The sequence below is a fragment of the [Flexibacter] sp. ATCC 35103 genome, assembly GCF_001975985.1.
Lineage (GTDB): Bacteria > Bacteroidota > Bacteroidia > Flavobacteriales > Flavobacteriaceae > Flavobacterium.
Genome location: NZ_MTQF01000004.1, coordinates 31316 through 45659, shown reverse-complemented (window position 1 = coordinate 45659; position 14344 = coordinate 31316). Strand labels below are relative to the sequence as shown.

At 33.6% G+C, this 14344-nt stretch carries 8 protein-coding genes; all 8 read right to left on the bottom strand.

The features are described 5' to 3' along the window. Positions 1-161: 161 nt before the first annotated feature. The gene (locus tag BXU01_RS08255) at positions 162-2573 is read right to left on the bottom strand and encodes a thiamine pyrophosphate-dependent enzyme (RefSeq protein ID WP_083692744.1); all 2412 of its coding nucleotides are present in this window, start codon (positions 2571-2573) and stop codon (positions 162-164) included. Positions 2574-2760: 187 nt separating this feature from the next. Beyond that, positions 2761-5511 (bottom strand): aminopeptidase, encoded by a 2751-nt coding sequence (locus BXU01_RS08250; RefSeq protein ID WP_083693271.1) that lies wholly within the window; start codon positions 5509-5511, stop codon positions 2761-2763. A 303-nt stretch (positions 5512-5814) separates the two neighbouring features. Beyond that, the gene (locus BXU01_RS08245; protein ID WP_055096620.1) at positions 5815-6543 is read right to left on the bottom strand and encodes a TIGR00730 family Rossman fold protein; all 729 of its coding nucleotides are present in this window, start codon (positions 6541-6543) and stop codon (positions 5815-5817) included. Between the two features lie 233 nt (positions 6544-6776). Continuing rightward, complete coding sequence (locus BXU01_RS08240; RefSeq protein WP_083692743.1) at positions 6777-7136, bottom strand: cupin domain-containing protein; 360 nt, start codon at positions 7134-7136, stop codon at positions 6777-6779. A gap of 358 nt (positions 7137-7494) precedes the next feature. Next, entirely contained in the window at positions 7495-8508 is a 1014-nt protein-coding gene (locus BXU01_RS08235; RefSeq protein ID WP_083692742.1) for a virulence RhuM family protein, read from the bottom strand. A 76-nt stretch (positions 8509-8584) separates the two neighbouring features. Further along, positions 8585-11416, bottom strand: a complete 2832-nt coding sequence (uvrA, locus tag BXU01_RS08230) for an excinuclease ABC subunit UvrA (RefSeq protein ID WP_083692741.1) — start codon at positions 11414-11416, stop codon at positions 8585-8587. Positions 11417-11517: 101 nt separating this feature from the next. Then, on the bottom strand, positions 11518-12471 hold the full coding sequence (locus tag BXU01_RS08225; protein ID WP_083692740.1) for a Fic family protein: 954 nt from the start codon (positions 12469-12471) through the stop codon (positions 11518-11520). A 62-nt stretch (positions 12472-12533) separates the two neighbouring features. Further along, positions 12534-14318: a chloride channel protein gene (locus BXU01_RS08220; RefSeq protein ID WP_083692739.1), complete on the bottom strand. Its 1785-nt coding sequence runs from the start codon at positions 14316-14318 to the stop codon at positions 12534-12536. Positions 14319-14344 lie beyond the last annotated feature (26 nt).

Sequence of the window (14344 nt, the reverse complement as noted above, 5' to 3'; positions counted from 1 at the left end):
TTTTGTCATTTCGAGGAACGAAGTAATCTCACTTGCTTTATCACCTCATATTTTGATAGTGTGGTAGCTTCATTCCTCGCAGTGAAGTAATTTGCATATAAAAAAAGCTTGTAAACAATTGTTTACAAGCTTTTTTTATATCCTAAAATCAATCTAAATTCTTAGTACAAACCAGGAAATTTAGAAGGATTTACTTCATTCATCATACTGTAAACTTTCTCGAAGATATCTTCGGCAGAAGGTTTAGAGAAATAATCACCATCAGTTCCGTACGCTGGTCTGTGTGCTTTTGCAGCAAGAGTTTGCGGTTTACTGTCTAAATGGATGTAAGCATTTTGTTCCTCCAGAATTTGTTGCAAAATAAATGCCGAAGCTCCACCAGGAACATCTTCGTCGATTACTAAAAGACGATTTGTTTTAGCGATACTTTTTACAATATCCTTATTAACATCAAAAGGAAGCAAAGACTGAATATCGATTACCTCACAATCAATTCCTAATTCAAGTAATTCATTTGCAGCTTGTTCAACTAATCTTAAAGTTGATCCATAAGAAACTAATGTAATATCTGAACCTTCTTTCAGGGTTTCAACCACACCAATTGGTGTTTTGAATTCACCAAAATTCAAAGGTGTTTTTTCTTTTAAACGGTAACCATTTAAACATTCGATTACTAAGGCCGGTTCGTCAGTCTCTAAAAGGGCATTATAAAAACCTGCTGCTTGTGTCATGTTTCTTGGTACGAGAACGTGAATACCACGAACTGCATTAATAATCATTCCCATTGGAGAACCTGAATGCCAGATACCTTCAAGACGATGTCCGCGGGTTCTGATGATTAACGGTGCTTTTTGTTTTCCAACAGTTCTGTATTGTAATGTTGCCAAATCATCACTCATGATTTGAATCGCATATAGTAAATAATCTAAATACTGAATCTCAGCAATTGGACGTAAACCTCTTAAAGCCATTCCAATTCCCTGACCAATAATAGTAGCTTCACGAATCCCAACATCGGCAACACGAAGTTCACCGTATTTTTCCTGCATGCCTTCAAGACCTTGGTTTACATCACCAATATTACCAACATCTTCACCAAAAATTAGTGTTTCAGGATATTTGGTAAACAAAGCGTCAAAGTTATCACGCAAAATCATTCGGCCATCTAAATCAGCTTTTGCATTATCAGCATATTCAGGAAGTACTTTTTCTACTGAAAAAACATTTAGATCTGAATCTGAATGTAAGTTACTGCTGAATCTTGGCTGCGTAATTTCGATATAATTGGTAATCCAATTAGATAATAAAACTTTGCTGTTTGGGACTTCGATAAAACGCAATATTTTTCTGGCGATTACCAGCATTTCCTTTTTTAGAGGAGATTTTATAGCGCTTAATTCAGAAATATATTTTTGAATTTTATCTTTATGGTTGATACTCGCACTTGAAATTTGCTCTAATAAAACCAAAAGATTTTTTTGATCTTCTATAATTGGGTTGATAAAAGAGTTCCAGGCTTCTTTTTTGGCTTCAAGAACTTCTTTTTTCAATTCGGCATCAATTTCAGCCAATTCTTCAGGCGATGCTATATTGATGGCGATCATCCATAAACGCATCTGACGAATACAATCAAAATCTCTTTCCCAAGCCAGTCTTTCTCCATTTTTGTAACGCTCATGAGAACCTGAAGTCGAGTGACCTTGTGGTTGTGTCAATTCGTTTACGTGAATTAAAACCGGAACGTGCTGCTCTCGGGCAACTGCTGCGGCTCTTTCGTAAGTAGAAACCAACTCTGCATAATCCCAGCCTCTTACTCTAAAAATTTCATATCCGTTTGCATCTTCATCACGTTGGTATCCTTTTAGAATTTCAGAAATATTTTCTTTAGTAGTTTGATGTCTGGCATGAACAGAAATTCCGTATTCATCATCCCAAACACTCATTACCATTGGTACTTGTAAAACTCCGGCAGCATTTATGGTTTCAAAAAATAAACCTTCAGACGTACTTGCATTTCCTATAGTTCCCCATGCAACTTCGTTTCCGTTTACAGAAAACTTGTCTTTGATGGTAATTCCTTCAACATTTCTGTAAATTTTAGAAGCTTGTGCTAATCCCAATAACCTTGGCATTTGTCCTGCTGTAGGCGATATATCTGCGCTTGAATTTTTTTGTTTTGTTAAGTCTTTCCAGGATCCGTCTTCGTTTAAACTGTGCGTTACAAAGTGTCCGCCCATTTGTCTTCCGGCAGACATTGGATCATATTCTAAATCAGTATGACCATATAAGCCTGCGAAAAATTGTTTAGGAGTAAGTTCACCAATAGCCATCATAAAAGTTTGATCGCGATAGTATCCGGAGCGAAAATCACCGTTTTTAAAAGCTTTTGCCATAGCAAGCTGTGGCACTTCTTTTCCGTCACCAAATATTCCAAATTTGGCTTTTCCAGTTAATACTTCTTTACGACCTAAAAGGCTACATTCACGGCTAGTTACTGCAATTTTGTAGTCATTCAATACCTCAGTTTTGAAATCTTCAAATGTTAATGTAGTATTGCTTTTTTCTTTTATCATAATCTTTAGTGGTCATGTTAGACTGCGAAATTACTTAAAAACAATCAATAATCATAATTCTTTAAAATAAATATAATTTAATTATATGTATTTAAAATCAAAAAACTACGTATATTTTTTGAGTTATTTTTATGTAAAAATGTAATTAACTGATAATAATGTATGTTTTTCTTTAAAATTTATTCAATTAAAACCATTTTCTAGTAAAAAGATTGAGTAATGTTTTTGGTGATAAAGTGATAACAAATCGTATTTTTTCGTTGTACTTATTTTGAGAAATTTCCCATCCATTATTAGAATAAACAGGAAAATAAAGTTCGAAGTAATCCGGAACCAAATTTAATCTGATACCGCTATCATATACAAAGTTCTCTGCCTGATGTTTGTTTTTCATAAAACCAATATCGCCATAAACCTCAATCCAGTTCCAGATCGAATAACTGGCATTTAATGTCGTCATCCATTGATTGGCATATGCCGGTTCCAGTTTTGATTTAAAGCCGCCTTCAGCCATGATATATTGCTGACTAAAAAAACCGGTGCTTTCTGATCGTCCGTAAAAATTATAATCAAACATATAATCCGTTGGACGGTCTAAACCAAAACTAAAATAATCTGAATTTGTTGTGTTGTACAAGAAGCTTCCTGCATATAATCTAGCATTTAGTTTATGATTGTTTTCAAACAATCTGCGATATTCAACTTCTCCGGCAATTTTTCCAAAATTTCCACCAAATTGAAGATCGGTCATGAAACTAAAGTGATCAATTAATTCTGTTTTTGTATTCGAATAACGTGCATTAAACACAGAATAATTCGGTTTTGAATTGTCTGTTATATATTCACTTGCTTCACGATTTACGATTACCTGACGGAACATGAAAAACTGCTTTCGATTGTCCCTGAAATTTTCTTCCCTGATTTTAAACTGGACCATTGGATTCAATCTTAAATAAGTAGCATCCGGAGCATAATGAAAATAATTTTGACTAATAGAATATCGCACATTATAAAGTGTACTGTTTCTATAATATTCATTCCATACAAAAGCAGATGAACCTGAAAGCGTTCCGGCTTTTAGAGAATAAGCAGGATTAATGTCGAATGTAAATGGTTTGTCAAGAATAGTTTTATTATGAAAACGTACTCCGGGCGTAAAGCCGTCATAAAAATTATAAGTTAAAGTAGGGATGTATAAAATCTGGTTGTAATACGGATCCTCAAGATCTTTTGCAAAATTAAATTTGACAGGACGATTGGTTATTGCCAGACTTTTTAAGGATTTCCAGTTGTTTCTCAAATTATATTCAGGAACCTCATTATCATAGTTTAAAACAATTTTATCTGCGTTTTTTCGGTCGAATTCATAAATTGAATCCGTATTTTTAGGCTCGATCCAGTTCTTAAAAACGATTTCTTTTTTCTTAAGTCCATAAACCGGAATTGGGGCATAAATATTGGTTTTACTTTTTACTGAAAATTGAACGCTGTCTTTTGTTCTGGAAACATTTGAAAATTTATAATCGATTATTTCTCTGGAATCTATAATGCTATTAAAAAACCAATCGATGTTTTTTGAACTGTTTTTTGTTAATATTTTTTCAAAATTATAACGGTTTGTCTGCTCGGTTTTATTCAGGCTATAAAATTCCTGCACACTTTCCGGAACGATATTATGATCCAGATAATCGTCTAAATAACTCAGGCTTAAACCTGCGCGATATTTACTGGCAATTTGTTCGTTAAATTTTATTAAAGTATTTTTTGGATCTCCTAGTGGCTGATCAAGGTTTTTTCTGGCCATCAGCATATAATAATAGCTGTATTGCTCATTAAAAGTAAGATTGGTTATGTTATAACTCTTAAAGAGTTTCATGTTTGATAATCTTCCAAGCATTTTTTGATCCGGATGATTTTCCTCTATGTATTTCATCATGGCATAAATCTGAATCCCGTCATAAACCCAATTATCTTTTCTGGGATCTAATCGCAAACTATTTTTTAGATAATTATTCAGATAAGTTTTTAAGAAAGTGATTTCGAAAATAAAATCATCAGAAAACGGGCTAATAAAAGAGGGTAATTGATTCAATCCATAAAACGGATTTCGGTCATAATCAGTCTGAGAAACGGTAATTTTTTTATGTGGATATTTACCAATAAAAGCACTTGCAAAACTCACCACATGATTGATGATAATTGCTTTCTGAATTTCGGTTATTTTTTTGTTTTTAAGATTTGTAAGTACTTCTAAAGAGCCGTTTTCATAACTTCTAAAATTATTTTGTTTTTCGATAAAAAAATTGAAATCGGTTCTGTTAGTACCAGAAAATGAATAGGTAATAAAAGACGGATCTGTTTCTTCCTTAGAAATCAAATCCAAATCAGTAGTAATCGAATATAAAGCAGGAATCCTGATACTAACCTCATAATCAGTACTTGCATTCGCAATATCATCTAAATTAAAGTTATTATATCGTGTAAAACGATGATTCTCAAAACGCGCAGGACTCAAAAACCAATTTTTCAGGTTCATTCCGCCATTTTGGTCAAAACCATAACGCGTAAATTTATCACTTGGAATTTTTGAAATATAAGTTAAATGCAAATTAATTTTTTCGCCCGGAGCTAATTTTCGGTTTAGTTTTACTACAACAAGGTCAGGATTTTTGGCAGTTCTTTCCCATTCAAGCGCACTAAAATCTGAATCGGTAAGATTCAATATGGTTGTGTTTCCTCTTTCTGCGGCTTTTGCTAAATGAAAACCTCTATAAAACTCATCCGAAAATCTTTTGGCCAATGGCGTATTTTTATCAGAGAATGCATTATTCCAGTCGTTTAAAACAATCGAAATCAAAGAATCGTTAGAAGTGTTGTGATATGTTATATCCTGTTTAATGTTTAGAGTTTTAAGCTCAAGATTGACCGCCACTTCCATCTTAGACTGATGTTGTGCGTATTGTTTTAATGAACTCATTAAAACGAAAACGAAGAATATAATTTTATAAAATAGTTTCAATGATTGCCCGGAATAATTAACGATATAAAGTAAGTTACGAATCTAAAGCTGTTTTGGTTTGCTGTAAAAATAGCATAAAAAAAGCTGTTTTTTAAAACAGCTTTAATTTTTTGTAATACTTAACGTATTCAACCATAAAATTGATAGAAGGTTATATTATTTTAAAGTATACTTAACTCCAATTTAAATTTACTTATATCGCTTTTGCAGCTTGAGGTATTTTTAGAAATTCGGACTTAAATCGTATTTCTTGTAGAATTTATCTAATACGTCAACAACTTCATCTTCAGTGTCTACAATCTTAAATAAGTTTAAATCTTCCGGGCTTACAGTTTGCATTTTTTCAACTAAAACTGTTTTTACCCATTCGATTAATCCAGACCAAAATTCAACGCCTACTAATATGATAGGGAATTTTCCAATCTTTTTAGTCTGAATCAATGTAATTGCCTCAAACATTTCGTCAAGAGTTCCAAAGCCTCCTGGCATAACCACAAAACCTTGTGAATATTTTACGAACATAACTTTTCTCACAAAGAAATAATCGAAATTAAGGTTTTTATCGTGATCGATATAAGGATTAAAGTGTTGTTCAAAAGGCAATTCGATGTTTAAACCAACAGAAATTCCGCCACCTAAATGTGCACCTTTATTACCAGCTTCCATAATTCCGGGACCACCTCCTGTGATCACACCGTAACCAGCTTTACTGATTTTGTAAGCAATTTTTTCTGCCAATAAATAGTATTTATCGTCCGGTTTGGTTCTCGCTGATCCAAAAATAGATACACACGGACCAATACGTCCCATACTTTCGTAACCATTTACAAATTCGGCCATGATTTTAAAAATCGCCCAGCTATCGTTTGTTCTAATTTCATTCCACGTTTTTTGTTTCAAACGATCCTGAATTACTTTATCCTCATCATTATCAAAATCTTCTAATCTCATTTTAGGTATTTTAATTATTTATATTTTTTATTTCTAGCTGTGTCGTTTTTGTTATTCTCATCCTGTGTGTAGTCGGAGGTAGGAGCTTAATCCTGCTGTCCGCTATATTCCCGATAAACAAAAACTAAGGCTAAAAAGCCTTGTTTTTCTAAATCGGGAGATGCCGCTCCCATCAGGGCTGGCGCAGCAATTTTCAATTGAAACATTAGTTTATAAAAGGAAGAATTCTTTATTTAATAGGTTTGTTCTTCAATTGATTTCGTAATGTTGCTTTTAACTTTTCCGGTATGTTCTGTGGTTTTGGATTCAATCAACATTATTGAACATTCTTCAAACGATGAAACCCTGTGATTTATACCTTTTTTTACAACAAATAAATCACCCTTTTTCATGGTAAATGATGGTTTGTTTTCAATTTCCATTAAAAGTTCGCCGTCGACAATGTAAAATAATTCATCTTCATTCTCATGATTATGCCACGGCACTTCCTGACCTTTTATTTTAGCCACTTTAATGTATTGATCATTTACTTCATCAATTATTTTAGGTGAAAAATATTGGTCTACGCTATCGAATTTATCTTTTAGATTCATAGATTTTTATCCTTCTATTTGTCAAAATCAAAACTTTGACAAAAAGGGCGTACTAAATTAGTTCTTTTTTTGAGAATTGTTACAGAAATGGGGATTTATTAATTTAAATGTAACATTTCTGAGACTTTGTTTTTGGTTGGGTATTCATTATCAGTAAGTTGATGAATTGAATAATGATTTCGATATTTCACAACAATCAACGGATTGAAATCCGTTGCTACAAAATATGTCGTCCCTAACGGAACTTGGTTGTGGTGGTATTATATTTTCAAAGGATTAAATTTCGTTCATTCTGTAAAAGATTTCTTTGTTCCAATTCTTTTCTCAAAAAGGTAGTGATATGGATTTTTTACTTTGGTTAGTGGTTATCTAATTTCTTTTTTAATTCTTTATCAAAATCTGAAATAAAGTTTTCATCTTGTATAATTCTGAATTTCTCATATTCAGATTCTGCTTTCAACTTTGCTTCTAACATATTTATTTTTCCTGTATTGGTAAGAATAGGGTAGTCTGCCAATTCTAGAAATTGGATTAGAAATTTTTCCCAATCTTCCATGTTCATAACTCTTCTATTTGTGGCTCTGCTTTCTGCCAAATCTAAATAAGCGGTTACAATTCTTTGCAATGATTTTATATGCTCTTCGTTTAAGTAATTTTTAGCAATAACAACATCGCTTTTTAGTATTTTCCCTTCAGGTGCTTGTTTCCAAGTTTTTAAACCCATAAACAATTTTGTAGCATCAGCTTCAGTATAGATTATTTCGGCCGCTGTTTTACCAGTAATTGCCCAATGTAATTTATTTTGTACAGCGGCGAAAAATTGCTGTGTAATGGTAGATTGATTATCGTAATCTGCAGAAAGTGCATAAATGTCAGTTATTTTTTGATAGAGCCTTCTCTCGCTTAACCTAATTTCTCTTACTCGTTCCAGCATTTCGTCAAAATAATCTTGACCAAAATGTTTCATTTGCTTTAGGCGTTCATCATCCATTGCAAAACCCTTGATGATGTATTCGTGTAAAATTTCTGTTGCCCACTTTCGAAATTCAATAGCACGTTCTGAGTTTACTCTATAACCAACTGCAGTTATTACTTTTAAATTATAAAATTTTGAGGTGTATACTTTTCCGTCTTCGGCAGTATGTCGGAAATCCCGACATACTGAAATTTCAACTAACTCTCCATCCAAAAAAATATTTTTTAGATGCTCTGTTATAGTAGAACGACCTTTCTGAAATAATTCGGCAATTCGTTTTTGAGATAACCAAAGAGTTTGATCCTGAAAATAAACATCAATATTTATCTTTCCATTTCCCGTTTTAAAAATAACAAAATTGGAAAGTATTTGAAGATTTTGTTCTTGATCCTCCATACTTACGTTTTACTTTAATTTCTATTATAAACAAGCTAATATTGGTTGTTATTTTGATGTGTTTTGAGCTAAACTATTAAGATAATTCTTTTTTCAAAAACTTAGCTGTATAGCTTTTTTTATTTTTTGCCACTTCTTCAGGAGTTCCTTTGGCGATTAATTGTCCGCCGCCTTTTCCGCCTTCTGGACCAATGTCTATGATATAATCGGCAAGTTTAATCACGTCCATATTATGTTCGATCACCAGGATTGTATTTCCTTTGTCAACTAGTTTATTTATTACATCCATTAGAACTCGAATGTCTTCAAAATGCAATCCGGTTGTAGGTTCGTCTAGAATATAAAACGTATTTCCGGTATCTTTTTTAGATAATTCTCCAGCAAGTTTGATACGTTGCGCTTCACCACCAGAAAGTGTTGTACTTTGTTGACCAAGTGTAATATATCCTAAACCAACATCCTGAATTGTTTTTACTTTTCTATAGATCTTCGGTATGTTCTCAAAAAACGGAACAGCTTCATCAACCGTCATATTCAATACATCTGAAATAGATTTTCCTTTGTATCGAATCTCTAGTGTTTCTCTGTTAAAACGTTTTCCCTGACAGGTTTCGCATTCTACATAAACATCCGGTAAAAAGTTCATTTCGATAGTTCTAACTCCTGAACCTTCACAGGTTTCGCAACGCCCTCCTTTTACATTAAAGCTAAAACGTCCTGCTTTATAACCACGAATCATACTTTCTGAAGTCATGGTAAACAGGTTTCTGATTTCGGTAAAAACCTCTGTGTAAGTCGCTGGATTCGAACGTGGTGTTCTCCCAATCGGACTTTGATCAATATCAATTACTTTGTCAATATGTTCAAGACCTTCAATCTTTTTATAAGGTTGTGGTTTTTTTACACCATTAAAATAATACGCATTCAAAATAGGGTAGAGCGTCTCGTTGATCAAAGTCGATTTTCCACTTCCTGAAACTCCGGTAACGCAAATCAATTGACCTAAAGGCAATTCGATAGAAACATTTTTAAGGTTGTTTCCTGTAGCTCCGGTTAGTTTTAAGAATTTTCCGTTTCCTTTTCGACGTTCTTTCGGAATCTCTAATTTCATTTTACCATTCAAATACTGAGCGGTAATCGTGTCTGATTTTAAAGTTTCTGCGGGAGTTCCAATACTAATGATTTCTCCTCCGTATTTACCTGCTTTTGGTCCAATATCAATCACATAATCAGCACGCTCAATCATATCTTTATCATGTTCTACCACAATAACCGAATTTCCTATATCGCGTAATTGTTCCAGAGAATGAATCAGTTTTTCGTTGTCTCTTTGATGTAAACCAATACTTGGTTCATCCAGAATATATAAAACACCAACCAATTGCGACCCAATTTGTGTTGCCAAACGAATACGTTGTGCTTCACCTCCCGAAAGTGATTTTGAGCTTCGGCTTAAAGCCAAATAATTTAAACCTACATTCATCAAAAAGTTCAAACGGTCTTTGATTTCCTTAACTACTTCTGAAGCGATTAAAAGTTGTTTGTCTGATAAATGTTTGTTTAGATCCTGAAACCAAATAGTCAAATCAGAGATATCCATATCGCACAATTCAACGATATTTTTTTCATTGATTTTAAAAAACAAAGCTTCTTTCTTCAAACGTGAGCCATCACAAACGGGACAATTTACTTCGTCCATGAAGTCTTTTGCCCAACGTTTTATAGTTGTTGAGGCACTTTCGTCATATTGATTTTTGATGAAATGTGAAATTCCTTCAAAATCTATTTTATAATCTCGTGTTACCCCTAAATCTTTTGAGTTTACGGTAAATTTATCTTTTCCACCATGTAAAATCATGTTCATGGCTTCTTCAGGAATCTTCTCGATTGGATCTGTTATCTTGAAATTGAATTTTTCTCCAATAACTTCTAATTGTTTAAAAATCCAGGACGATTTATATTCGCCAAGCGGAGCAAAACCACCACTTTTAATCGATAATTTAGGATTTGGAATGATTTTTTTGACATTAATTTCGTGTACAGTTCCCAGTCCGTTACAATGCGGACAAGCTCCTTTTGGAGAGTTAAACGAAAATAAATTAGGTTCAGGGTTCTGATATGATATTCCGGTTGAAGGACACATTAAATTTCTACTGAAAAAACGGACTTCATTTGTATCCTGATCTAAAATCATCAATACATTTTCGCCGTGATGCATGGCAGTATTTATGCTTTCAGATAATCTTTTTTGATTGTCTTCAGTATCTTCAATCAACATTCTGTCGACTACAATTTCAATATCGTGGGTTTTGTATCGATCCAGTTTCATTCCTGCAACCAAATCCTGAACTTCACCATTTACACGAACTTTAAGGAAACCTTGTTTGGTAATTTGTTGGAATAGCTCAGCATAATGACCTTTTCTCGCTCTAATAATAGGAGCGAGAATATTGATACGTTTTCCTTTAAAATCCTGGATAATCAAATCTTTAATTTGTTCATCAGAATATGAAACCATTTTCTCGCCTGTGTTGTAGCTGTAAGCATCGGCACCACGCGCATAAAGAAGCCTCAGGAAATCGTATATTTCTGTAATTGTTCCAACAGTTGAACGTGGACTTTTACTGGTTGTCTTTTGTTCAATCGCAATTACTGGCGAAAGACCGTCAATTTTATCCACATCAGGACGTTCTAAGCCACCTAGAAACTGTCTGGCATACGCCGAAAAAGTTTCTACATAACGACGTTGTCCTTCGGCATAAATGGTATCAAATGCCAAAGAGGATTTTCCCGAACCTGACAAACCAGTAATAACCACCAGTTTTTCACGCGGAATAGAAATGTCTATATTTTTTAGATTATGAACTCTTGCACCAAGAACTTCAATAGTATTGTCTTTTTCTAACATAATTTTGAGCAAAACGCAAAGTTACCACTTTGATTTGTTCTTTTTGTGCTCGATAGCAAAACTTTATGTTACAATTAGTAACAAAATTACGCTAGCCTAAACTAGCGTTTTCTTTTTCTGGTTGCTATATATTCTTCGATGGCTTCTTTGGTTGTATACCAGTTTCTACCTTCTTTATAAGCGTCTATTTTTCCGGTTCTGGCTAATAAACTCACGTATTCCTGACCGTAAGGTGTTTCAGGTTCGCTTACTATGTTTATTATCGGTTGATAGTCATAGCTACTTCCCGGCATCGCACTTAAATAGATATTCAGCGTACGCTCTAATGCCTGACACATCAAAAGGGTTAATTTTTGATAATTGCCATTATTAGCCTGATTGAGTGCTTCGTAATATTTCTTTCTGTCATTTTTAAGTATAATGGCAGGCGGAAAACCACAACGCATCAATAATAAATTCATGCTTAAACGAACTGTACGGCCATTACCATCAAAAAAAGGATGAATCCAGACTAATTTATGATGATAAATCGTCGCCAGTTCAATATCATTTAATCCTAACGGATTTGTATTAACAAAATCAATTAATTCATCCAGATAATCAGAAACTTTATTGGCATTTGGAGGCATAAAATTAGCTCCTGAAATACGAACACCTCCGTTTCTTAACCGTCCTGCAAAATCATCTTCGATAGAACGTAAAACTAATCCGTGAATTGAGAGAATATCAATACTTCGCAGATTATAATTATCATCTACGATTGAGTACAAATAATCAATTGCTTTATCGTGATTGTGGGTTTCAAAGTGTTCCCGAAGGGATTTTCCTTTTATAGTAATACCTTCCTGAATGACCATTTGGGTTTCACGCAGGCTCATGGTGTTTCCTTCAATACTGTTAGAATTGTAGGTCCATTCGAGAGATAGGCTTTCACGGATTTTGTGCAAGGCAATATTGGGCAATGGTCTGCTGTTTTGCAAATCAAGGCGTTTTTGGTACAGTCGATCAAATGTCGATTGAAATTCTTCTCTGTATGTTAGGTCTATATTCCACATAATCCCCAAAGATACTTCTTAATATCGGATATTCTAATTTTTTAACTTATCCGATATTAATCTTACTCAATTGTCATGGAGCGCAGTTTTGTTCTGTAGGCTTCAAGTGCTATAGATTTTGAGATAAATCCAAAATATTTGTCATTTCTTATAACCGGAAGAAATGCTGATTTCGATTTTTCGAATTTGCTCATTACAATTTCCATGCTGTCATCAGATGAAATTGTTGCGGCAGGCGTTTTCATAACATCTTTAATCAAAGTATATTTTACACGATAATTATTAAAGATTATTTCTCTGATATCATTAAAGTGAACCACTCCTACAAGTTCTTTTTCGTTGTTTACAACAGCAAAAACCACTTGGTTTGAGTGCGAAATCAGATCAACTAATTTACTTAGGTTTTCATCTGGATGTACAGTTAAATAATCACATTGTATAATGGTATCAATATCTAAAGTAGATAAAATATTAGAATCTTTATTGCTTGTAAAAGCGTGACCTTTTTTAGCCAGACCTTTTACATCAAGAGAATATTTTTCAAAACGTTTAGAGATTGCAAAGCTTATTGAGGAAACTATCATAAGCGGAATCATGAGGCTATAACCACCAGTAATCTCAGCAATTAAGAAAATTGCAGTTAGAGGTGCATGGAATAATCCGCTCAAAATACCTGCCATTCCAACCATGGTAAAATTGCTGATTGGTAGTTTTGATAAACCAATAAGGCTTATAAATTTTGAGAAAAAATAACCCAGATAAGACCCTAAAAACAAGGATGGGGCAAAATTACCTCCATTTCCACCACTACCAAGTGTTAGTCCGGAAGCGAATACTTTTACCATCATTGTGCATCCCACAAAGAGCAGTAAAACCCATTGGTTATTTCTGAAATCGGCAAATAACGTATTGTCTAACAGTTTTCCGGGATCACTTTCAGAGAGTGTCTTAATACTTTCGTATCCCTCTCCAAAAAGTGTTGGAAATATAAAAATAAGTAATGCCAATAACGAAGAACCAATCAATGCCTTTTTATAAGGGCCAACTTTTAGTGTAGAAAAATAATGCTCGACCCTTTGAAAATTTCGGGCGTAGTAAACGGCAATAAATCCGGTTAATATCCCTAATAGAATATAAAACGGAATATTATGATAATTAAAAGCTTCTTGTTTTTTGAAAGACAATAAAATAGTTTCATCTAGTAAAATAGCAGAAACTAAAGCTCCGGTAGCAGCAGAAATCATAATAGGAGTAAACGCAGAAATGCTGACATCTACCAATAAAACTTCAATAGCAAAAAGAACTCCGGCAATTGGGGCATTAAAAGCGGCAGATATTCCTGCAGCAACACCACAACCAATAAGTAAAGTTCTGTCTTTGTAGGCTAATTTATAATTTTGAGCATAATTAGATCCAAAAGCAGCTCCTGTAATTACAATTGGACTTTCTAAACCCGCAGAACCTCCTAAACCAACCGTTAACGAACTGGTAACGATTTGAGCATACATTTGCTTTTTCGGAATTATACTTGCTTTTTTTGCAACGGCATATAGAATTTGGGATGTCCCTTTTTGAATTGTTCCGTTCAGTACTTTTTTAATGACAAAAACAGTTAGTAAAATACCAATTATAGGCAAAATACTGTTTATGAAACTCAATTTCAAAATTCCGTTGATGTAAGTAGCAAATGAGAAAACACTATGTGCAAACGTTTTTAAAACAATTACAGCAAGTGCACAGGAAATACCAACGAGAACGCTTGATAAAAAAATAAATTGCTTAGGCGTCAATATAGATTGAGCCAAAGCAATAATACTTTCAAGTCTTCGAAAAAGTTTTCTTAACATTATCTTTTTAAAAAGTTAGGGATATT